This is a genomic window from Pseudomonas sp. HN2-3 (genome assembly GCF_020691745.1).
GTDB classification, from domain to species: Bacteria; Pseudomonadota; Gammaproteobacteria; order Pseudomonadales; family Pseudomonadaceae; genus Aquipseudomonas; species Aquipseudomonas capeferrum.
This window is the reverse complement of record NZ_CP085704.1, coordinates 2,001,306-2,022,603: the sequence shown is the minus strand read 5'-3', so window position 1 is coordinate 2,022,603 and position 21,298 is coordinate 2,001,306. Positions and strand designations below refer to the sequence as shown.

Annotated in this window: 19 protein-coding genes and 1 pseudogene; 9 read left to right on the top strand and 11 right to left on the bottom strand. The window is 55.1% G+C overall.

Annotation, left to right across the window (positions count from 1 at the left end):
- The first annotated feature begins 188 nt into the window (after positions 1–188).
- Both LJX93_RS09315 and LJX93_RS09310 read left to right on the top strand, forming a co-directional pair.
- Complete coding sequence (locus LJX93_RS09315; protein ID WP_227696992.1) at positions 189–1,298, top strand: alkene reductase; 1,110 nt, start codon at positions 189–191, stop codon at positions 1,296–1,298.
- Positions 1,299–1,481: 183 nt separating this feature from the next.
- Positions 1,482–2,465: a LysR family transcriptional regulator gene (locus LJX93_RS09310; protein ID WP_227696991.1), complete on the top strand. Its 984-nt coding sequence runs from the start codon at positions 1,482–1,484 to the stop codon at positions 2,463–2,465.
- 20 nt (positions 2,466–2,485) lie between these two features.
- Here LJX93_RS09310 and LJX93_RS09305 read toward each other — a convergent pair whose 3' ends face one another.
- Positions 2,486–2,947 carry a Rid family hydrolase gene (locus tag LJX93_RS09305; protein WP_227696990.1) on the bottom strand — a complete coding sequence of 154 codons (462 nt, stop codon included), beginning with the start codon at positions 2,945–2,947 and terminating at the stop codon, positions 2,486–2,488.
- A 212-nt stretch (positions 2,948–3,159) separates the two neighbouring features.
- Here LJX93_RS09305 and LJX93_RS09300 point away from each other — a divergent pair, with 212 nt between their 5' ends.
- Positions 3,160–3,552 carry a helix-turn-helix domain-containing protein gene (locus LJX93_RS09300; protein ID WP_227696988.1) on the top strand — a complete coding sequence of 131 codons (393 nt, stop codon included), beginning with the start codon at positions 3,160–3,162 and terminating at the stop codon, positions 3,550–3,552.
- A 30-nt stretch (positions 3,553–3,582) separates the two neighbouring features.
- Positions 3,583–3,711, top strand: a complete 129-nt coding sequence (locus LJX93_RS27285) for a hypothetical protein (RefSeq protein ID WP_265106051.1) — start codon at positions 3,583–3,585, stop codon at positions 3,709–3,711.
- Between the two features lie 1,672 nt (positions 3,712–5,383).
- Here the strand turns inward: LJX93_RS27285 and LJX93_RS09290 are convergent.
- The 5 genes from LJX93_RS09290 to LJX93_RS09270 all read right to left on the bottom strand — a co-directional run bounded on the left by LJX93_RS09290 (position 5,384) and on the right by LJX93_RS09270 (position 10,278).
- On the bottom strand, positions 5,384–6,775 hold the full coding sequence (locus tag LJX93_RS09290; protein WP_227696987.1) for a UvrD-helicase domain-containing protein: 1,392 nt from the start codon (positions 6,773–6,775) through the stop codon (positions 5,384–5,386).
- Positions 6,765–8,363, bottom strand: a complete 1,599-nt coding sequence (locus LJX93_RS09285; RefSeq protein WP_227696986.1) for an ATP-dependent nuclease — start codon at positions 8,361–8,363, stop codon at positions 6,765–6,767. The genes LJX93_RS09290 and LJX93_RS09285 overlap by 11 nt, the downstream gene beginning before the upstream one ends.
- A 267-nt stretch (positions 8,364–8,630) precedes the next feature.
- Positions 8,631–8,819: a hypothetical protein gene (locus tag LJX93_RS09280; RefSeq protein ID WP_227696985.1), complete on the bottom strand. Its 189-nt coding sequence runs from the start codon at positions 8,817–8,819 to the stop codon at positions 8,631–8,633.
- A gap of 118 nt (positions 8,820–8,937) precedes the next feature.
- Positions 8,938–9,141: a hypothetical protein gene (locus LJX93_RS09275; protein WP_227696984.1), complete on the bottom strand. Its 204-nt coding sequence runs from the start codon at positions 9,139–9,141 to the stop codon at positions 8,938–8,940.
- An 87-nt stretch (positions 9,142–9,228) separates the two neighbouring features.
- Positions 9,229–10,278: a hypothetical protein gene (locus tag LJX93_RS09270; RefSeq protein ID WP_227696983.1), complete on the bottom strand. Its 1,050-nt coding sequence runs from the start codon at positions 10,276–10,278 to the stop codon at positions 9,229–9,231.
- A gap of 281 nt (positions 10,279–10,559) precedes the next feature.
- Here LJX93_RS09270 and LJX93_RS09265 point away from each other — a divergent pair, with 281 nt between their 5' ends.
- Positions 10,560–12,725 carry an ATP-dependent nuclease gene (locus tag LJX93_RS09265; protein ID WP_227696982.1) on the top strand — a complete coding sequence of 722 codons (2,166 nt, stop codon included), beginning with the start codon at positions 10,560–10,562 and terminating at the stop codon, positions 12,723–12,725.
- Positions 12,722–14,722, top strand: a complete 2,001-nt coding sequence (locus LJX93_RS09260; RefSeq protein ID WP_227696981.1) for a UvrD-helicase domain-containing protein — start codon at positions 12,722–12,724, stop codon at positions 14,720–14,722. Before LJX93_RS09265 ends, LJX93_RS09260 begins: the two co-directional genes overlap by 4 nt.
- A 28-nt stretch (positions 14,723–14,750) precedes the next feature.
- Here LJX93_RS09260 and LJX93_RS09255 read toward each other — a convergent pair whose 3' ends face one another.
- Positions 14,751–15,575 (bottom strand): hypothetical protein, encoded by an 825-nt coding sequence (locus tag LJX93_RS09255; RefSeq protein ID WP_227696980.1) that lies wholly within the window; start codon positions 15,573–15,575, stop codon positions 14,751–14,753.
- Between the two features lie 123 nt (positions 15,576–15,698).
- Positions 15,699–16,277: a DUF6037 family protein gene (locus LJX93_RS09250; RefSeq protein ID WP_122388858.1), complete on the bottom strand. Its 579-nt coding sequence runs from the start codon at positions 16,275–16,277 to the stop codon at positions 15,699–15,701.
- Positions 16,278–16,485: 208 nt separating this feature from the next.
- On the opposite strand from LJX93_RS09250, the gene LJX93_RS09245 reads away from it, so the two are divergent.
- Positions 16,486–16,758: an ECs_2282 family putative zinc-binding protein gene (locus LJX93_RS09245; protein ID WP_227696978.1), complete on the top strand. Its 273-nt coding sequence runs from the start codon at positions 16,486–16,488 to the stop codon at positions 16,756–16,758.
- On the top strand, positions 16,755–17,231 hold the full coding sequence (locus LJX93_RS09240; protein ID WP_227696977.1) for a hypothetical protein: 477 nt from the start codon (positions 16,755–16,757) through the stop codon (positions 17,229–17,231). The genes LJX93_RS09245 and LJX93_RS09240 overlap by 4 nt, the downstream gene beginning before the upstream one ends.
- 359 nt (positions 17,232–17,590) lie before the next feature.
- Here LJX93_RS09240 and LJX93_RS09235 read toward each other — a convergent pair whose 3' ends face one another.
- The gene (locus LJX93_RS09235) at positions 17,591–18,706 is read right to left on the bottom strand and encodes an RES family NAD+ phosphorylase (RefSeq protein ID WP_414004133.1); all 1,116 of its coding nucleotides are present in this window, start codon (positions 18,704–18,706) and stop codon (positions 17,591–17,593) included.
- A gap of 1,109 nt (positions 18,707–19,815) precedes the next feature.
- Here LJX93_RS09235 and LJX93_RS09230 point away from each other — a divergent pair.
- Positions 19,816–20,139 (top strand): annotated as a pseudogene (locus tag LJX93_RS09230) (endonuclease); the annotation flags it as partial.
- Between the two features lie 3 nt (positions 20,140–20,142).
- On the opposite strand, the gene LJX93_RS09225 reads toward LJX93_RS09230, so the two are convergent.
- A complete protein-coding gene (locus LJX93_RS09225) occupies positions 20,143–20,568 on the bottom strand; it encodes a GTP pyrophosphokinase (RefSeq protein WP_033696882.1) in 426 nt (141 codons plus the stop codon).
- A gap of 115 nt (positions 20,569–20,683) precedes the next feature.
- Positions 20,684–21,253, bottom strand: coding sequence for an SPOR domain-containing protein (locus tag LJX93_RS09220; protein WP_033696881.1), 570 nt, complete (start codon positions 21,251–21,253; stop codon positions 20,684–20,686).
- Positions 21,254–21,298: the final 45 nt, after the last annotated feature.

Genomic DNA, 21,298 nt, shown 5'->3' with positions numbered 1-21,298 from the left:
TTCACTGCCAAAGCTTGCGTCCGGTTGCCTCCATAGGTGGCTTCACCGGACGCACTCGGGTGAACGCATTTTGCGAAGAACGCAAAAGAGCGTTGCTGAGTGGACGGATACATCGGTTGCGCCAGGAGGCTTAGGGTAGAGGCCTGATTTGACCTCACCCCTTCCGCCAATTACTAAGAGAGTTACCTATGAAGCTGTTCACGCCTATCAAAGTCGGTCGCCATACTCTGAAGCATCGAATTGCAATGGCTCCGCTCACTCGTTCCCGCGCCGGACAGCCTGGAAATGTCCCGACAGCTTTGAATGCTGAATACTACCGTCAACGTGCGGGGGCTGCGCTGATCGTTACCGAAGCTTCTCAAATTTCTCAGCAAGGTCAAGGTTACGCCTGGACTCCTGGCATTTACACAGAAGAGCAGATTGCAGGCTGGAAAACGGTGAGCGACTCGGTTCACAACGAGGGCGGAACGATCTTCCTTCAATTGTGGCACGTAGGCCGGATTTCCCATCAAAGCTTTCAACCCAATGGTGGACTCCCAGTCGGCCCCAGCGCAGTGGCAGTGCCCGATGGAAAGACGTTCATCGTCGATGAAGACGGTAACGGAACATGGGGCGCCGTCCCTGTTCCTCAAGCGCTGACAATTGAGGGCATCCAATCGATCATTCTGGACTACCGAGCGGCTGCACGAAATGCCATCTTGGCGGGCATGGACGGCGTTGAAATTCACGCCGGCAACGGCTATCTGCTAGACCAGTTCATCGACTCCAACAGTAATCAACGTGATGATCTGTACGGCGGCAGCATCGAGAACCGCGCCCGTTTTCTACTCGAAGTGACGAAGGCGGTCATCGAAGAAGTGGGATCTGACCGAGTGTCGGTGCGGCTCACCCCCATGGGACGTTTCATGGGTATGGGCGACGCTACTCCCGAGGACACATTTGGCTACATCGCCAAACAGCTCAACACGATGAACCTCGCCTATCTGCACTTGGTTGAACCAGCGATAGTCGGAATCACACGTGACGAAAACTATGACCCGCGTTGGGATGCCATTATCAAGCACCTTCGCACGCAATTCACCGGCGTCTTGATGCTTGCTGGTGGGTATGAAGCGGACACTGCCGAACAAGCACTGTCCAGCGGGCGCGGAGACATCATTGCGTTTGGTCGCAAATTCATTGCCAACCCCGACCTGCCCGACCGCATCAAAGCTAATTCCGAATTGAACCAAGCCGACGCGACGAGTTTTTTCGGTGGCACTGAAACTGGCTACACCGATTATCCAGTCATGCAGTGAAGAAGGCTCCACGACGAAGGTGGGTCAGGGATTGGATGGTAAAGACCGAGCACTATGCCTATCGCCTGACACCGCCTACCTAACCAGGACGTCCTGACGGATTACTTGGTTAGAGTCCGTTCGTGCAAGTGACTTCTTGGTTAGCCTCCAGCCATTTCGTATGATGAGCAACCTAAGTTTGGGATGCTTGGCGTGAAACCATCATCAAAAAATGCTTCAACCAATCCGCCCGTACCATCCGGCGTCACCCAGAATCTAAGCGATGCTGTAAGTCAGCTTTCTTGGGACGACTTGCGAATCATCAAAACCCTAAGCGAATGCGGCAACCGAGGCGCGACTGCAAAGAGGTTAGGAATAAATGTATCCACCGTATCGCGTCGTGTGGTTCAAGTAGAAAAGGCCTTAGGGGTCGCTTTATTTGATCATCGTCGCTCTGGGTACACGCTGACGCCCGAAGGCGTTGAGTTACGGGCGCTCGCCGAACGCGTAGAGCTTGATATCGTCAGCGTCACACGTCGAGTCTCTCGTGCAGGTCAAGGGCCACTTGGAAAGTTGCGGATCACTACCAGTGACTCCCTACTTCTGTATTTCCTCACGCCGATCATTGCGGACTTCAAGGCAATCAATGAAGGGATTGCCATCGAGGTTCTGGTTGGCAACGAGACCTTAAGTCTCGCCCGCGATGAATCTGACGTAGCGGTGAGAGCGACCAAAAAACCATCTGAAAGTCTCGTCGGGCGCAAACTCGCTTCGATTGCCTGGGCACCATACGGTAGCGTCAAACAAGCGACCAATACACCGTTCGCTGATGGTAAGCCGTGGGTGTCCTATTCCGCAGGATTATGCGGACTAAAGGCCAAAAACTACGTCGAGGACAGAGTCAGCGCCGACTGTATTTCTTATCGTACCGACTCAGTTGCAGCGGCGAGCGTCGCCATTACGGCAGGTCTTGGTTACGGGTTTCTTCCCTGCATGCTAGGTGACATCACGCCTGGGCTAACACGTGTCGGCCCAGTGGTACGCGAACTACAAGATGAACTCTGGCTGCTTACGCACCAAGACATTCGAAAGTCATGGAGAGTCAAAGCATTCATGACATTTTGCGCAGCCGCCGTAGCTCATCAAAAACCTTTGATCGAAGGGCGTTTGGATCTCCCGGTTACATAGACCGTAACCGGGAGCGGTTCTTACTCAGCACCAGATCCAATCACAGCCTTGCAAACGATTTCAATCAACTGCGAGCGCTGGGCCAACCTGGACACACCGATGATATTGCTCGCGCACTGAGGCCGCTCAGTGCGATATGCGGCTTTGCGTACATCACCTACCACGGCAAATGCCGCATCCACATCCAATACATAGAGCGTTTCCTCGACGACATCATCAAGGGTTGCTCCGTAGAGCGCGAGCAACTTGGCGATGTTGTCGTAAGAGGCGCGCATCTGCTCTCCTATCGACGAAAAATCGCTGGGTTTTCTCTCGTTATCTGAGGGCGCAGGAGCAACAAGATTGCCGTTTTCATCGTGATTAAACTGGCCCGAGATGTAGATTTGATTTCCGACCTTTCTGGCCTGCAGATAGCCATAGCTTTCCTCCCATGAAACTCCCCAGTAAGCGGTGTTCTCACCGTATGGTTGTGAAGCAGCCATTGCTTTCTCCTCGAAAATGACGAGTCGAACGAGGTCGACTCGAGTGTCTGAAGGCAAAGGCTAGCATCGCGAACGCTTCCGAAAGTGGGCAATTTTGCGCCTGTAATCGCGCAAAACTGCCTCCCCGCGACGAAGCGACATCCGTTAGATTTCACCCATCGACTGACTGCCGGATTGAGCAACTCAACCGGCCACTGGGAAAAGGAATCAGGATGAACAGGGAAAAAAGCGCGTTGTCATTTGAGGATTTGGCTAAAAAGACCGGACAACTGAAACCCTGGCAGATCCATCGCGCCAAACAGTTGATGCTCAATAACTTGGACGGGGATATCTCAGTGGAAGCTATCGCACAGGCCTGTGCGCTGTCGCGCAGCCACTTCACCCGCCAGTTCAAGAGAAGTACTCTTCTCTCACCCAAAGAGTGGATGCGAGAGCAGCGGATTCTGCGGGGCAAGCAGCTACTTCAAACCTCTAGAATGCTCCTCGCAGACATTGCGCTAGAGTGTGGCTTCTCTGATCAGTCTCACTTCTGCCGAACGTTCATTCGAGCCGAAGGTATTACTCCAGGCACCTGGAAACAGAACACTTATTTGCCTACGCTGTGACTTGACGAAACTGAGTCAAGGAGATCGACCATGAGTATCAAACCTGGCCCCAAAAGAACGAACGACGACGGCACTCCAGACAAACGGCAGAGAGTCACGCCAGAAAAGCAGAAGGATCATCCCCGCCTGAAGCCTCATAAGCACAAAAAGGGTGAGTAAGCCCAGAGCCCGTTCCCGATACGGACTATTCAATTTTCTGCCGATTGCTTTCAAAAAACCGCGATATACAGCGTTCAAGACTCTAGACGACGCAGGCGATCATAGTATTGCCCGTCCAGCGAGTGCGAAAGCTTCACGAGATGATGAGACGGCGCAGATCGAGCATGTAACGCCCACGTGGCAATCTCAAGCAACGGCTATTTGGTAATGCGCTGTTCTCGTCCCTTTAGCTCGGGAAACGCGAGCAGAAACGGCGTTGGCGGTGACCGCGTAAACCTGGGGCGGCAATGAATGTCTTCGCGTGCGCAGGAAGGTGATGGAATTGATGAGCTGAAAATCTTTTCTCAGCTGAAAACCAAACGCCCCCGAAGAAGTAGGGGCGTCCATTGGTGGCCTTGCCAGTGCGTTTTCACGCAGTCTGCATCGGGATGACCAGCCACAAGCAATTGGCCGTGAGGCCCTATCAATCATCTCCCCAGGGATCGAATTTGACTCCGTACCTAGTGCGTAAAGCGCGATTGCGCTCAATCCTACTGATCCACGGATCGTAGTCCTCAGGCAACGCGGCGAGCCTAGCGCTGATGATCAGTTGCACTGCTACGTCACGCAGTAACCTACTGGTCAGCTCGAGGTATTCGCCACGCGTAACCACACCATAAGTGGCGTGATTTTCTTTTACGTAGAGGTCGGTCAATCCCACCCGAAGATGGCCGTATTTTTCTACGTCGTCGGGGTAGACGTCCTCAAGGCTAAGGTGCCCCATATCGAACTCCAAGTTTCAAAGCCGCCATCGAAAGCCTGCGCCATCATTGAAGTCGTTCCTTCGCGACAGCGCCTACGTAAACCAGCCAACAGCAGGCCATTAAGTGTGCGCGTGATAACCTCGGTACAGATATCACTGTTCTGAGAACCCGCTTTGAACACACCTGACGCACGTGCCGATTTAAATACCCTGATCAGCGCCCCAAAGTTTTCGGACGACCCAGTCGGGCAACACCAAAAGAAACGGTGGCGACTGCTAGCCGAAGACATTTATCAAAGCACGACAATTGAGGCACTGCTCAAAGCTAGAGGCAAAGCGGAAGGCTACATCCATGGTCTTGTAGATGCCGGGCACCTCTCGACCAAGGACTACGAGCGAGATTTCCTCATTCTGTGTATCGCTCAGAGGCGGCGTGAATTCCTGCGCAAATTAATGAACGAATACGGGTACTGAAGTAATAAACTCATGCCTTGGAGGCAGGTGCCAGCATTTGTTTCACGGGCTTGCGTTCAGTTGAGGCCACTCTGATGTAGCAAAGTAGAGGGGCCAGTTGAAGCTGCCGCATCAACTATTGGCGAATCGATATGAGCGGCAACTGCTCCCGCCCTGTCAACGCCCCACTCCAAGACTTGGGTCATAGGCTCACCTGGCCGAATGTAGCTTGCTTCGTTAAGAATTGCCTCTCCAAGACTCGCCTCGATGGACACTTACAAATCTCCGACGCCAGTAAGCCTGACCCGATCGTCAATGACCACTCCGCTATCAAGCGCCTCATCATGTATACGGTCGTGAAACGTGGGATCCGCCCATGCCCAAAACAGAACGTCGCGCCTTCGCATTACGCCCCTGGCGTTTGCACAGTGGTGGCCAAAAAGCTGCGTTGTAATTTGATCGGTATCTGTCTGTGGCCTAGAGAGTCGGCCTTGGGAAAAGGAGAATTGGATTGGAGGATGCGATAGAAAGCGAATGCCTAGCTCGCGAAATCGCGACGTAGAAGAGCTTGGCGGCAGCAAATCGCTCTGTCAGAAAATGAGTCGCGTCCGGTACCAGGACATGATCGAACTCCAGGCCTTTCAACAACAATGGCGTCGATATCACCCGCTTGATTGGAGGTCGACCGGTATGGCTCAGCCGATGTCGGGCATGTTGGCATGCTTGAGTCAAAGACTCACTGCGTCCGCAGGCCAGTTCGATGAGCGCACGCTTGGCGTCGTTGAGGAGCTCGCCTCTAAAGGTACGGGATAGAGGGTGACCTCGCTCATGAGAAATCACGTCGCTGCCGCTTTGCGCACTTCCTGTGTCGATTAACGCATTCCATGCAGCCTGCCGGCGTGCGTCGATCTCGTAGAGACTATCGGGTACCGTAAGCTGGGCCAGGTTTCTGTGCATGGTATCGCCTAGCAGCGACCGTAACGCTTCAATTTTTTGCCGACTAGCCAGGGAGGCGTCCCATTGAGCGGCGAAAGCCATAAGGCGCGCGGCTGCGATCTCCTCAATCGCTTGGAACGCACCACGTGTTGCACTTGCCAGGCTGTCACAAATCTTTCGACGGCAATGGATCGCAGCCGTTGAACCCTCTCGATCGTCGAAGCCATCAAAAAATAGCCCCATATCGAAAGCATTGTCCGTCTGTAGGTAGGTAATTGGCCCCTGCCTTAGGTCAACAGGCTGCCCGGCAATAAGGCGATTACGGGTGTCCGCGATCCATTTTCCAAGTGCGGGATTAGACGTACTCCACCTGTGCGGCTCCTCCAACTCAGCAGCCACCGGAAAGTCCGGTATCACCCGTTCGCCCCAGTTGATCTTGGTTTCGACGAACTCAAAGATTCCCTGCATGGGATCGCCGAAGACGAGGGTCGGGATGATTCGGGACAGCGTTACTGCAATGGCATGTTGAAAGCCCTCACAATCCTGATACTCATCGATGAATGCACGGTCGTACGATGCTTGGACAATTCGCCAAGTAATGGGGCTCGATAACACATTCAGAGCCCCTTGATAGACCTGATTCCACTCGGCTCCCTTGGGGTTACGAGGTGGATTGCCTGATAGTTTGGGAAACGCGTAGGCGTAGCGGCTGGCCCAGCTGGCGATGGTATCAATCGTAACGGAATCCTTCGCAATCCCCATTCGCCTGATACGCGCGGCGATGGCATGTACGCCCGCGTGGGTGTGAGTTAGGATCAAGGTACGCTGCCCTTGTGCGGCTGCTCTGGCAAGAAGTTCAGTTTTGCCATGGCCAGCAGGAGCTACTACCGACCGGGCGCTCAGCCCCATCAGCCAACTAAAATCACTGGCCATAGACCCAACTCTCCAGTCCCCGGATACACAGCGAAAGCGGACACGGCTGACCCTGCTGGACAATTTGGTCAACAACTGCCGATATACCGCGCCCACGCTCTTCGGATTTGAACCATCGGAACTGAATCGCGAGTTTCGCCAAACACAGCCAGATGGGATCCGTACCTGGAATGGGCGGAACCCAAGTCGCCGTAGAGGCCGTCACGTCGCTGGCAGGAAACGCAGGGCGTAGCTGAGCAAGAATTGTGGCCTGGCCTAGTGAGGCTACGGCTGAACCGATCAGTTTGTCCGCAACGTCTGGCCAGGCGGCACTGAATAACGCGGTCTCAGTGCACATGGATGCTCCATACTCAAACACCTGGACGTTATTGGTTTGAAGCAGTCCCATCGCATTGCCCTTCAGAGGTTGATCCGAATCTCTGAAAAGCGCAGTCGTATAACCCAGACCCGCTAATGCCGTGGCCAGCAACGGCGCCGCTGCTCCATTTCCGTCCACGATTGCGACCCCCAAGTGCTCAATCGGGACATCACTATGTCGGGTGCGAAACAACTCACGCAGCCCCAACATGAGCCCCAATTCCGTCGCACCTTCACAGACAAGTATTCGCCGCGCGAAGAGCGCCCTAGGGGCGTGTTTGAGGATTCTGGAGAACGCTTCAGTAGGCACCGCATTGATGAACGCGTCACCCTCCCAGCCACGTCGCATAATGAACAAGGAATGGCTTTTCAGTTCTGAGAGCACAACCTCTGAATGCGTTGTTATTAGCAGCTGACCGGTGGGAGAACTGCTGGACTTGGCATGCTCTTGGGCACTTCGCAGTGCTGAGACCGCGCCGAGTACACGGTGAGGCTCAAGTCCTTGCTCGATCTCGTCCACCAACACAATTGCACCTTCTTTGATCGAAGCGCGTTGGATAGCCAAGGTTGCCAAGCGGCGGGTTCCAAGCCCGGACATCCGCAAAGGGGTGGTGCCATCGTGAAGCGCGATTGAGCCCGAGCTGAACCCTCCGCGCCCCAATTCCAGATCAGGCCCGAACGCATCATGCACATACGCGCCCAGTTGCTTGGCGAGCACCTCCGCACGTGCTGCTGTCTCTACTAGTGACGGAATTGAGGAAAGGTTGGCAGTCTGCTTTGCCACACGATAGGCATCTGCCAGTTGGTTCGCTGCGCCCTCGGTATCGCCTGTCATCCTCGCAAGAACAGATCCCTGCCCCCACGTCAGATGACGGGCTTCTTCACCGGCCAACCTCACCACACCGAACAATGACCTATCTCGGTTTGAAAGCACGCGTGGTGTGGGGTAACGATCGCAAACCAGCTCCCAAACCGGCTCCATGGTCGCATCGACTGTGAGCCGAATGGTCAAAGCTGGATCGTGATGCGCCTCTGGCTCATCGTGCACAGCTCCGTCATCGGCCAACCCCCGAATGTACAAACCAAAGCGTTGGTCGGATAGCAACGCATTTGAGAGCTCGGCAATCGTCGCTTCGATTCTGATGGAGTTTAGGCTGTTGCCGAGATGAAAATCTGACTCGCTGAACGTGATCCATCTTGGAGATAACGTCGCCTCGATGGCATCGAGCACTGTGGTCTTAGCGCTATCTCCAGGGCCTATGATGCAGTTCATTGCTTGTGAGCCAGGCTGCCAAGAGAGAGACCGGAGACCACGAAAGTTGTGTACAACCAATTTGGCTATTCGCATAAGTCGTTCCCTGCCGGTGGAGTATTCCATTCGAGAAACTGTAGCTTCAGATGCCGAACTGGCTACATCAATTAGTACAAGGATTCTGAACCACAAGGCCGGCGGCCTCACCCTCACCTCTCGCAAAGCAGACCGTGGGCTCCTCGAAGCTCACAAAACCCTCAGCAACTTGTCGATTGCCTGCATAGTGGCTGGTTTGAAAATCGCCTTACTGAGGGCCTGCTCAATCAACATACCCACCTGCTTTTTCGAATCGATTGGCAGGGTGTCGCACTGCAAAACACCCGGCATTTCACCGCGCTGACGGCGTTGACGCTTCGAAAACAGATCATGAATCACGTGACACATCCTTTTCCCTGAAGGTCGAGGGCGGGAGCTCGTACACACGCTTCCCGTAAGTCGCCTACCACCATATCCATGCCTGGTGGTAGACGGCTAATTTATCGGGTTGAGGCGACTATTGAGCAGCTTGGCTCTCGATGATCGCCACAGCGCCTTCCAGATCCTTCAACAGGTCTCGGCGCGGCTTGCATTCACCATACCCCTCGATAACGATCTCGCGAATACGCATCAGAGCGGAGACTTGTTCCGGCACCGTGAGATACCTGGAGGGCTCGCCGCCGTAGTAGTTCTCGTAGAAAGCCCGCTTGACGATCGCCATCCCGGTATTCCTGGAACATCCAGTTTTCCAAGGTCGAGCACCACTTGCGAAGCTTGTCATATGCCTTGAACGGCATAGGCGAGATCATCAGGCACTGGAGTTCTGCCCAACCCGCTTGTGATCTGGCTGGCTCAATGGCTTCTCAGGACGCCAGTGCAAAGGATGACCGGCTTCCCGGTGATACTCGACTGCACCTTTGCTGAAGCCATAAGTGGTGCCAGGACGAACCCGTCGAGCGACACCACTCGCTTTCCTCGCAGGGCTGGTGAACCGAGCGTTGTAGGATTCGGAAGTACCAGACCAAGGTTGATCCTCAGACGGCACTGTCGCAATTGGCGACAGCGCTTCGAGGCTTCCAGTGATCTTGGTCACCAAAGCCTCGTTCGGGGAGATCAGATGTGGTACAGCGTTATCCGGGTAGTACAGGCCTGCCCAGATTGGCTTGGTGAGGTGCAGAGCCTTATCCGAGATCCAGGCAGCGCGTTTCGTGACATTCGACACATCATTCACGTGCCCATAGGGTTCGTCCAACGCGACCCACGTGCCAGATGTAGGATCGATCCACAAAGAGAGGTGGTCTTTCAATGGAAAGTCCGTGAGCAGCTCAAGCGCCTGCCTTTGTTTCTGTGAGGTGGCTGGGTGCAGTCCACTCACCTGCATGAACTGCAGCGTGAACGCCGCACGAACCAGCAGCTCCCAAGCCCGAACCTGGCTATTCGCATTGGAGATCATTTCAAAATGATCAGCCGCCTCTTGCCGGAACCCCTCAAGGTTGCGGGCATAGGTTGCCTGGTGCTTCGACACGATGCTGTTCACCGGACGCGGGAGAAAGATTTCCAACGTTTCACAACCCGCCGAACGAGGTCTGGTGTCCACGTCCCGCCAGTAAGCAGAGAGAAACACGGAGTGCCGGTTTTGGTTCGAAGCCGTTTCCGGCGGTACATCCCCTGATGCCAGCTTCTGCTGTGCCTGGCGGTAATTGCGATAGCCCAGTTCACGCGCAACCATATCGAGCGCCTCGGCATGCTTTTGGCCGGGCAGACAGATTTTCTTAGCTCGTTTCTTGATGCCCTTGAGTGTCTGGGGCAAGGTCTTGATGAAGCTAGAGTGCTCGGGGAGCGAGGATGATGTGCTCATAATTTTCTCCAACCCCAAAATCAACGCCACCCGCCTACGTCTTACTGGGGCCGCAAAAAATCATGGCCTAGGAGATCGTGGTGTTACAGGTAGTGCTCTTTCGAGCTTTCACTGACGGGTGAGATACGCCTACCTTGCGCACCTCAGAGACTAACGAGACAGCTGCAGAATTGCAAGGTGTCCACTTGGGTTTCAGTGACAGGCAAACAGCCTGCACGGTTTCCAGTACTATTTGCAGACCGGCCTACTGCCCCGCACGCCTCTATGACAGGAACACACGGATGTATTTGTCAGCACTGAAGGTTCAGAATTTTCGTCAGTTCGGCGCCGACACGAACGGTCTTGTCATCGAATTCAACAAGGGTGTCACGGCGTTGGTGGGAGAGAACGACGCGGGTAAATCGTCGGTCATCGATGCCCTGCGATTCGTCCTCCAGACGCGTGACGGAGAGTACGTACGCTTGCAACCCGAAGACTTCCACATCCCGATGGAAGGGGCTCAGGCGAGCCAAATCACGATCATTGCCAAGTTTTCGGATTTGTCTGTCGCAGATCAGGGCGCGCTGTCGGAGTACGTCACCTTCAACGGTGGAGCAGCGGTCTTTTACATCCACTGGACTGCCCGCAGACTCACAGACGATGCCCTCGCGCGTCGATGGGTTGATATTGCTGTCCGCAGTGGCCATAGCGGCGGTGGCCCAAGCATCGATACCAACGTCCGCCAGCTGCTAGCTGCTGCGTACCTGCGTCCCCTTCGAGATGCCACGCGGGAAATGTCTCCAGGACGTGGATCGCGCCTCTCTCAGGTACTCAAAAACTTCCCCAGCATCAAAGACGGCACCGGATTCGATATCGACAACCCGCTTGAGAACCCTGCCTCGCTGAGCCTTGCCGGTTTGGCGGGCTATCTACGGCATCTGGTAAATCTCCATCCAGGTGTGGCTGCCGCCCAAGACTCGGTCAACGACAACTACCTGTCCCACCTCTCACTTGAAGGTGATCAGCTACATGGACGCATCAATTTTGTTGAGGGCATCTCGGAGTCGGCCCGCCTACGACAGATCCTGGAGCGGATGGAACTGAGCCTGCTCGACCAAGGATCACGAGAGGGTCGTGGCGAGTACGGGCTGGGCTCTAACAATCTGTTGTTCATGGCGTGTGAGCTACTGCTGCTTGGCAAGGAGCCAGACGGACTGCCTCTGTTGCTCATCGAAGAACCCGAGGCCCATCTTCATCCACAGCGACAACTTCGCCTGATGGAGTTTCTGACTGCTGCAGCGACGCCCAAACCCATCTCATCCTCAGTTGGTCAACCGACGGTGGACGATCAGCAAGAGGAAGACCCTCTGCCATGGAGCGAAGGCACCGAGACTCCATCTTCTCTTTCCTCTCGTGAGGATGGCTCGACTACAAATGAGGTCAACCAGGAAAGCGAAACGCGCCCTGTTCAAGTCATCCTCACTACCCATTCACCCAATCTCAGCTCGAAGATCGCGTTGGAAAACCTAGTGCTCATGCACGGTCGAAAGGCTTACTCACTCGGCAAAAAACACACGAAGCTGGATAAGGGAGATTATCGATTCCTCGCCCGCTTCCTAGACGTGACCAAGGCAAATTTGTTTTTCGCACGCGGCCTGCTCGTCGTCGAGGGCGATGCTGAAGCGATCCTGTTACCTGCATTGGCAAAGTCGCTCGGACGAGACCTGACTCGCCATGGCGTCTCGGTGGTGAACGTCGGGGGCGTTGGTTTGGGGCGATATGCCCGGATCCTTCAGCGTGCGCACCCGGAGCATGGCATTCTCAAAATTCCAGTCGCCTGCATATCAGACATGGACGTCATGCCAAATTGCGCACCGCAGATTCTCGGTTTGGTCGAAAATGATGACGACCCCAAGTGGGATGATGGCAGGCGGAAGTGGCGAGCGATCAGCGACTTCGGCACCGATGAGGAAACCCGGCTTCGACGGCTGGCTGAGTGGAGAAACTCGCGCAAAGCGAACGACGAACAGAACGTACAAACGTTCGTGGCGGGACAATGGACACTGGAGTACGACCTGGCCTTTAGCGGCATGGCCCGTGAACTTCTAGTAGCCGCCCGGCTGGCTGCTAAGGACGATGCCATTCATGCTCTGCGGACAACGCATGATGAGGTAATCACGCTAGCCATCTCTGAGTACGAGGGACTTCAAAACGCGGGTATGACTCCTGAGCAAATCTGCTCAACTATCTATGACATGTTCCACCGCAAAATTGCCTCCAAAGCGATCACAGCTCAGTACCTCGTAGATATTGTGGAGCAGCGCTATCAAAGGATCGTGGTCAGCCCTGAGGGCTTGGCTGAAAGGCTCCCCGGCTACCTTGTTGAAGCGATCACGTACGTTACCTCTCGCTGGGAAATGCCCCAGAGCGTAACCTCGCAGCAGCAATCGCAGAGCCAAACTCCATGACCGCATTCCGCGACCTAGTGCCCGAGATCACCGACGAGGACATCGAGTGGATCTCTGGTCTTATGAAGCTGGAGGGCCTGGATGAGCAGCGCTTGGCATTTCTTCGATCTCGGGAAACGCTCGATGTGTCGGCATGCCCAGGCAGCGGGAAAACTACGCTGGTGGTCGCCAAGCTCGCAATCCTTGCCCGCAAATGGAAAAGCCGCACACGTGGGATCTGCGTGCTGTCCCATACCAACGTCGCTCGCCATGAAATCGAGCAGCGGCTCGGGAACACCGACGTTGGCCGGAGACTGTTGAGTTATCCTCACTACATCGACACGATTCATGGCTTTGTCAGACGCTTCCTCGCAACACCCTGGCTCCTTTCCGCTCAATATCGTTTCACCGCAATCGATGATGAGCTGACCCACCGAATGCGGTTCAGGTCTTTGCCACCGGAGGACAGGGGGTTCCTGCGCAGTTTCTTGTCCCGAAGAACCTTCGACACCTCATTGCTGCGGCTAGCCAATGCAGATTTTGCCAACCCATGCATTAGGGTTTCCAAAGGAAACCTTCCCTGCGGGCCAGGTACGCAGAGCTACCAAATCATGGCCAAAGCAGTCGTGGACACAGCAAAGCGAGGATACTTTTGTTATGACGAAATCTTCGTGCTGGGCAGTGCTCAACTGGCTGCGCGGCCAAGCGTAGCTGAGGGGCTGCGGTACCGTTTCCCATGCGTTTTCATCGACGAGATGCAGGACACCTCGGCGATGCAGAACGAGTACCTCAGCGCCATTTTTCACCGTGAAAATCCTGCAATATGCGTGGTTCGAGTTGGCGACTCCAATCAGGCAATTTTCGAATCGGACGCCCACACCAGTGGCAGTGACTTCCCTGATCGGAATCGAGCAGTCGATATCTCCAGCAGCTTTCGCTTCGATGAGTCGATAGCCAGATTGGCAAATCCTTTGGCCCTCCATGCCGTCGCGGGCAGGCTCTCAGGGCGGCGCAACCTAGGAGAGCAAGGGCCCCTTCGCCACACCATCTTTGTTTTTCCTGATGGGGACTGTAGCGCTGTATTGGATGCTTATGCGCGACTCGCATTCCAACAGCTTCCAGTGTCCCTTCACGAGAAGGCGATAGTTAGTGCCGTTGGCTACACCCACAAAGACATCGACCCCGACGACACAGATCAGCTGCACTACCCCAAGACGGTCGGACATTACTGGGAGGGTTATGATCGCGATGCAGCGGTAATAGCGTACCGTCCACCCACTCTGATCGAGCGTGTTCGTCAAGCCAAGCGTGGTCTCGCCAAGAGCGATACTGCTCACCACTGCGTCGAAGAGATCGCGAAAGGGCTTCTCCACCTGGTGAACCTTTCCAACCCCAACACCAGAATCAAAGTGGGAAATCGACAGCACGTCCAAGTCCAGCAGCTGTTCACCGACCTGAACGATTTGGCTAGCTACCAAAAGCTGGTGGTTGATCTGCTATTTGCATCTCATGTCCTTAGCGACGAGTCCTGGGCAACCTTCGTTCAGCGTTTCTGGTCATTGGCATCTGTCCTCGCCGGTACGCATGAGCAGCCGGAGGCAGCTCAGGGATACCTTGCTTGGGTGCCGGAGGATGGAGAGGCTCTTCACGAAGGCGCTGTCCAGCTTCCAGTAAATACCTTCCGGAGCACTCAAGATCAGGGCGTCCTGGACATCAGGCTCGGCTCTATTCACTCCTGCAAGGGGCAAACCCATACCGCAACGCTTGTACTCGAAACCTACAACTACGAACACTTTATCGATGCCCTCATGCCTTGGCTTGCTGGGCAAAAAAGCCACGGAGGTACCAGGCCGCGTAAGAGAATCGTCCAACGCTTGCTTGCCATGTATGTTGCGATGACCCGCCCGACGCACCTGCTGTGCTTGGCCATCAGCAGGCGAACGCTCGGCGAGGAAGAAGTGTTCGAGGCCAACTGCATTCAGCTTCGCGAGCAGGGCTGGAGTATCCAGCACCTGTAGGCTGCAGCCTTCGTCGAGCTCTGAAGAATCATGCTGATGCTGATTCAGCCTTTTTCACCTGACGCTCACGTTGCCGGAAGCGCTTGATGAAATCAGCGTCCACCAACTCATCCACAGCTAAGCCAAGCCCACAGTTAACGAGCGATGCCAAGCTGCCGTCAGAGAGCGCGAATCTGTTAGGTATGAAGCCACACTCGCGCACACGGTTGTCATCAATACGAGCCAGAAACGCTCTTACAAAATCTGAACGGCCCGATTTACGGCTGGCAGTCGCAGCTTCAGTAGCTGGGTCATTGGCAGTCACTTCTGCCATTTCCGCATCGGTACCAATCGTTTGGATCACTTCGCTCAGGGTTGGCCAATATTTCGGATCGAACTGGTACAGGAGCCGCTCGACGTCTGGTTTCACGTAGTTCTCATACAGGCCATTGTGCTCCGAAGCCTCGTGCACGATATCCAGGATCTGAGATTGCGTATTTGAGCTAAACCCCGAGTAGTTGTGAAGGTCATCTCGGCGATCGAGCAGTGCGGCTAGCTGATCAGCGAGGTCGCTGATTTGTGTGTTAACGCCGATCAAATCTTCCCGAGCCTGCCGCGCTGCTCGGTTCTTCTCAGGGTTCCAGCCGTCAGCCGCATGGACGAATACGTCCCAGAACATGTAGATCGCTCGGGGCTTCTGGGAGAGGGAAGCGTGAACCTCCTCATAGACCTCAATCAGTTCGATACGGCGCTTCAGCATGCTTCCTATGATGTTCTGGACGTTGGGCCAAATATCGTTTGCCCGGAAGCTTCCCATCATCTCGCGCAGAAGGGTTTCGCAGTGCTGAACAGCTTCAGTGGGTGCGTAGGACACTCGGGTATACCTGATTGGAGAAAGTGCGCATAGGCTATCGCCTAAAGCGAAAGCGCTCGGTACCTATTGGAAATTCTTTCCATCATCAATAGGTACCTGCTCAACGCTCGGCAGTTTGGCTGGCTATTTCGAAAGATCTTTAGTCCATGATCCGCCCGTGTCGGTAGAACTCCAACGAGAGGAGGCGCTGCGCTCCTGGCTGTGGCGCAAGGCATCAGGGCCCAAGAGAAGCAGCGTTTTGTGCTGATTCTCAGCACTAGGCTTCTGACCCTGCGTCCAGTATGACCAGCAATTGAAGAAAGGCTTTTCCCTGTCCTCGATGATGTCCGGTCGCAAGCGCACGATGTCCGGAGGGGCTGGATGGGCCTTCTCGGTGGCCTTGGTGGGAATGGCATCGTTGAGTTGTGCCAGGAACTCCTTGGGGATCAGACGTTGCCCACTAGTACCGTCTTCCTTGAGAACCTCCAACAGGTCACCGTACATATCACCCAGGTAATCACGAATCCGATAGCCTGCCAGGACATCGAACCGGAAAAACCCTCGCGCTTTCCCTCGGGCTGTGAGCGTAAGCACAAAGGGTGTGTCCCGCGTGGAGAAAAGGCAGTCGAAACTCGCCGCTCCAGTTCTCACCAAAAATTGCTGCATGTCGCTGCCAATCGAAATCATGCTGCGGTGGAGTAGCCTCAGCGAAGTCATTTCCATGTGATGAGCTCCTTGATCGAGAGCCCATGATGATGCAGAGGATTGCCACGATGGACAAGCGGCCACGGGCCATAACGCGTCGGCCTGCAGCCCCTCTGTCTGCCATCAAAATTCAGACAGCAAACCTGTACCCCGAACAACCCTCAGTCACTGAAAGGTCTCCCGTGATGGGCTAATCTAAGCGAAACAACTTCACAGAGGCTATGGCATGAATCTGGACAAGCACTCCCGCACGATCCCCCTCCACTGCCCTACCTGCGCCGGCACGAAGTTCGAAAGCGAATCACCCGAAAGTTACAGCGTAACGTGCACTGGTTGTGAGCGCGTGATCACAAGGGAAGATCTGCGCCGCGAGAACGAGGAGAACATCCAGGCGCATCTTGGAGAGATCAAGACAGAGATCTCGAAGGCAGTGGCCGACGATTTGCGTAAGCGTCTTCAAACAGCGTTCAAGGGCAGCAAAGGGTTCAAGCTCAAATGATCAACGTCACCTTCGAATCCGGAGACATCATCGCCACCCTGGCTCTGCTTTTTTCTATGTACGCCACCTTCAAAACGGTTCAGTTCAACAACCGGCAGCAGGATGTTATTAAGAGCCAGGCAAAGCTGAATGAGCTGCTTCTGAACAAGGAGGCCGCTGGGGTAGAAATGGACAAGCAGGCCGATCTAGGTGTTAATTTCTTAAAGCTGGGCAATAGCAAATACAAATTAAGGGTCTTCAACAAAGGCAAAGCCCCTGCGCGCCACGTAACGATTGACTTCCCTGAAGGCAATGAAGTCATTCTTGAAAGCGACATCGAAAGCAAGTTTCCGCTTCAACTACTCGACGTGCACCAGTCGGTTGATCTGATCGCAGCCGTTTATTTGGGCGCAAAATCAAAGCACTTGGTAAAGCTTGCGTGGGATGATGGGCGGACGGACAGAGTGGAAAAGGAATTATGGGCAACCTTGTAAGACAATTTACAACCACGATTCAGCATCATTTGAAGTTTCATAACACCTGGCCATCACCAAATAACTTTCATCAGAGAGTAACTCTAAAGACCGCAGTCAGAATGCTTGGAATCGTGACCACGAAAATCTTCAAAGAACAGGCGATAAGTACGAAGACACCTACGCAAAATTTTGAATACTGGGTGTATCCCTGACCTCCTAGCAGCGTGTAGGTCAGCAGGCACCTTCAGCGAGGCAATTTCCACGTGAGGAGCTCCTTGATCAAGGCCCATGATGATGGAGAGATTGGCCGAGATGGACATATAGCCACTAGCCATATTGCTTTTACCTGCCGCCCCTGCCTGGATGACGGATTTCGATCAGAACTGGGAGTCCACAACGAACTTTGTCATCCCATCCCGCAGACGCACGTCTTCGGCCTTGTACTGCACCTCGCAAATAGCGTGCTGAACAAGGCTGCCGCCGACATATTCAATGCAAGGCCCGTCAGACTGCCCGTCTGCATTGGTACCGAAGCTATCTTGTATTCGCCCCCAGGACGCCAAAATAGGACAGGCCACGTGTGAGAACAGAACGATGTTGCTGCCCGCGCCCTGCTGCACCGACTTAAAGATCACACCATCGATCCTAGGCTTGCAGTGGGTCGCCAGGTACTCCGCAATGACCTGTGTCGTCAGGTAGTCTCGTTCAGCCCCTGGCAGCACCGGTACTGTGATCTCGTTGTGCAGGTATTTCAGGAGCTCCTGGCGTCCAGTCTTCGCTTGGTGCTTAGGGTCGAAGAAGCTCGGTGCAGGGCCAAGATCCGCCTCCTCAAAACGCCCGAAGTCCAGCACCCTCACCGCCCTGTTCAATTTGAACTGGCCACTCACCACCGTACCGCCAACTGGTGGACGTAACTCAGCAATGCACGTCTCTCGCTCGAATGCGCCATAAAACGCAGGGACGCCACCTGGATTCATCCTACCCTCCCCTGCACGCTCTCTCGGAGGAGCGGCCAGGTTGCGCGACGGGTTGGCGGCAATATCTCTAACGCTCGATGAGCTCATGCATGTACGAGCCCTGTAAATGAATGGGGCCTCCCCTGGCGTGAGTAGTCGAACCACAGCGTGCTCATCGGAGGAGGCTGAGTATTTGCCTAGGTCTTTGAAAATCCAGTCCAGGAACTTTTTGGCGCTGACGTTGAAAAAGCGGTTACCGTGCTTCATCCCGTCTTGGAACTCCCGCCACTGGTGACCGATGTCGTCCAGGCTGTATGGCCGTGCGGAGTAATTGGTGTCCAAACTGTAGGAGAATAGGCCGTCACACACGACCTCCACGATAGGCTCGATGTTGTCGCAGCCGAAGATCACGCTGACCCAAGTATCCAGGCTGTCCCCCTCCTGACTGTCGCCCCCGTCACTAAAATTTCGGTAGTACTCGCCTTCCATGACATAGCCATCAAGGATCCTCTCAACGCGGGACACGACCTTGGACAAGGGAATGCACTTTCGAGTGGCGTTGCAGAGGGTGCAGGCGGCAGATATCCCGGTACGCCTGATCTGGCCGCCAAGGTAGGCATCGTGAACACATTTGTAGCAGACCTGTTCCCCATAAGTGCTTAAAGCCACGTAGTTCCTCACTTGACCATTTACCCCGTCGCCTCAACGGGATGCCCTCCTCAGAAGCTGGCCATGATCACCGAAGTTGCGCGTAGCACCAATAGGGCAGACTGACCGGTTAGGAAAGAAGCTAATCGTAGGGTGTAGATAGCGTGGGCTTGCAGTCCGCCTTTCGGCGCGACCCGGCTTCTTCCCAGGATCTAGACCTGACTGCCGTACAAGGGCATTTTCGCCTCTATCCCACACCTCGAAATCCTTGCTAGCAAAGCATAGTTGCTGGCCTCTGCCGTACTGCGAAGGTCGTGAGTAGCTCACATTACAAAGCCAACGAAAAAAGCCCCACTAGGGGGCTTAATGCCACATCACAATCATCCAGTTTGTAACGTGGTTCTGCCGGGGTACATCGCATGGGTCGTACAGCTCACCAAATGGAGAGGAAACCTTCGGAAGATGATTATACTGTATATAAACACAGTATTCCCGTCAATAGTTATTTTTGCCTAATCCAGTCATTCTGAAACCTTGCAAAACCTATCGCACCAGAAACCTCGCCACTCCAGCCTCGCTTAACCGCCAGTGATCAGCATCGCGATACCAGTGGTGAGTTTTAACAGCCACGTTGATTTCAAAGGTTGCGTGAGGTTGCCGGCAAATTGGACTCAGGCACTACCTGAAGAGGGAATGGGCTAGGTGCGCTGTAAATAAGCGCAGAGGTTTGTAAACGCCTTTCAGCCCCCAATCTCATGAGTAACTGAGGTTTTTTGAAAGCTACTGACATGGGGCAGTTGGGCATTGAGCTTACAAGAAGCCAGCTCAGAGCGTACCGTTCGTCGGGAAAAAACTGCCTTTGGCGCACCCCCAAAAAGTCAACATTGACACGATTTGACAAAATTCAACGGAGTCTTAATATTACAGAATGCATTGATTTATATGAGTTTTTTGCAAGATCTATAAAATGTCAATGCGGGGCCTGATCGGATAAGAATGTCAACGGCGACCGCAGCAACTTCAGTTTCGGTTGGCTGCCCGAACAGCGGGGTCAGTACGGCAGTTGCCTGACCCAGGTCGATTTCAAGGCCAAGAAGGTCATGCCGCGCCCCTCGATCCGCGGCATGATCGCGCGCACCTACTTCTACATGAGCAAGCAGTACAACCTGCGCCTGTCGAAGCAGGACCGCCAGTTGTTCGAAGCCTGGAACAAGACGTACCCACCGCAGGCCTGGGAGCTGCAACGCAACCAGCAGGTGGCCTGCGTGATGGGGCGTGGTAACGCATTCGTCGGGCCGGTGAACCTCAAGGCCTGCGGCTGAGGGTCAGGCCAGTGTCTGCAGGTAGGCGCTGGCCTCCCGGTAACGGGCCAGCCGCGCCAGGTCGGCAGGGCCTGGGCAGGCGATGCGCGAGAGGTCGCTGTTGTCGGCCAGGTCGGCCAATTTGACGGTACGCGCCAGCGGGTCGACGCCCAGCCGTACCACGAAGTCCTGATAGGCCTCGCCGTCACGTCGGCTCAGCGCCAGCAAGGCGGCGAGAATTTTCAGTGCAAAACCTTCACGCGCCAGGTCGGACAGGGTCAGCGGGGTATCTTCAATCACATCATGAAGCACCGCGACGATCCGCTGCTCGGGCGTGGAAACCCGCATCATCACGCGCAACGGGTGGAGGATGTACGCCGCCCCACCCTTATCGTATTGCCCTTCATGTGCCTTGGCTGCCACGACAATGGCCCGCTCCAGTGTAGACATGAGGCCCCTCCCCGTTCAGCTCTCCCAGTGCAAGCATAGCCCGCACTGGTCGCAGATGACAGGTCGGCTGCTTGCGATAGAGCCCTTGCGGCCTGCCTTGCAGCCTGGATAACCCTCAGCGCTGGGCGCCGTGCTGGATCACCACCGAATCGGTCCCCAGCTTGGCCATCACCTCGGCCTTGCGCGCCTCGGCTTCTTCCTTGGTGGGGAACGGCCCCATCAGCACGACCGGCTTGCCGTTGCGGTATTCGACAGAAGACGGGATGCCCTTCTCGATCAGGCGCGCCGTCATGTCGCTCAATGCGCCCATGTTCGCCCCCTGCACCACTTCGACATCCCAGCCTTCAGGGGCCGGCTCACCGGCCAGCGCCTCGGCGCGGCGCTGCAGGTCGGCACCGCCACACAGTTCGCGGATGCGCAGGTTGTTGCCGCTGTCGTCGACGATGATCTGGTACTGGCCATCACGCTTGATCGCCACATAGCTGCGGTAGGCTTCGTACTGCCCGGCATCGTCCTTGCCGCGGACCTGGCCGCAGAGGGTGCCATTCGTGTCGATCCGCACGTTGCCGAACTTGGCCGTCTTGGGGTTGTGCAGGTGCTCGGCCACCTGCTTGTGCACGCCTTCGACCTCGTTTTCACAGCCCGCCAGGGCGAGCACTGCCATTACCACAGCCAGTTTGCGCACGCGTGTACCTCCAGATTCGAAGGGGCGGATTCTAGCATGCCGACC

Bases quoted from the DNA above. Each gene is read 5' to 3' on its own strand.
- LJX93_RS09240 (WP_227696977.1), top strand. From the start codon at position 16,755: ATGATCAACGTCACCTTCGAATCCGGAGACATCATCGCCACCCTGGCT.
- LJX93_RS27285 (WP_265106051.1), top strand. From the start codon at position 3,583: ATGAGTATCAAACCTGGCCCCAAAAGAACGAACGACGACGGCACTCCA.
- LJX93_RS09265 (WP_227696982.1), top strand. From the start codon at position 10,560: ATGTATTTGTCAGCACTGAAGGTTCAGAATTTTCGTCAGTTCGGCGCC.
- LJX93_RS09250 (WP_122388858.1), bottom strand. From the start codon at position 16,277: ATGGAAATGACTTCGCTGAGGCTACTCCACCGCAGCATGATTTCGATT.
- LJX93_RS09315 (WP_227696992.1), top strand. From the start codon at position 189: ATGAAGCTGTTCACGCCTATCAAAGTCGGTCGCCATACTCTGAAGCAT.
- LJX93_RS09270 (WP_227696983.1), bottom strand. From the start codon at position 10,278: ATGAGCACATCATCCTCGCTCCCCGAGCACTCTAGCTTCATCAAGACC.
- LJX93_RS09225 (WP_033696882.1), bottom strand. From the start codon at position 20,568: ATGTCTACACTGGAGCGGGCCATTGTCGTGGCAGCCAAGGCACATGAA.
- LJX93_RS09300 (WP_227696988.1), top strand. From the start codon at position 3,160: ATGAACAGGGAAAAAAGCGCGTTGTCATTTGAGGATTTGGCTAAAAAG.
- LJX93_RS09260 (WP_227696981.1), top strand. From the start codon at position 12,722: ATGACCGCATTCCGCGACCTAGTGCCCGAGATCACCGACGAGGACATC.
- LJX93_RS09245 (WP_227696978.1), top strand. From the start codon at position 16,486: ATGAATCTGGACAAGCACTCCCGCACGATCCCCCTCCACTGCCCTACC.
- LJX93_RS09310 (WP_227696991.1), top strand. From the start codon at position 1,482: ATGCTTGGCGTGAAACCATCATCAAAAAATGCTTCAACCAATCCGCCC.
- LJX93_RS09290 (WP_227696987.1), bottom strand. From the start codon at position 6,775: ATGGCCAGTGATTTTAGTTGGCTGATGGGGCTGAGCGCCCGGTCGGTA.
- LJX93_RS09275 (WP_227696984.1), bottom strand. From the start codon at position 9,141: ATGGCGATCGTCAAGCGGGCTTTCTACGAGAACTACTACGGCGGCGAG.
- LJX93_RS09305 (WP_227696990.1), bottom strand. From the start codon at position 2,947: ATGGCTGCTTCACAACCATACGGTGAGAACACCGCTTACTGGGGAGTT.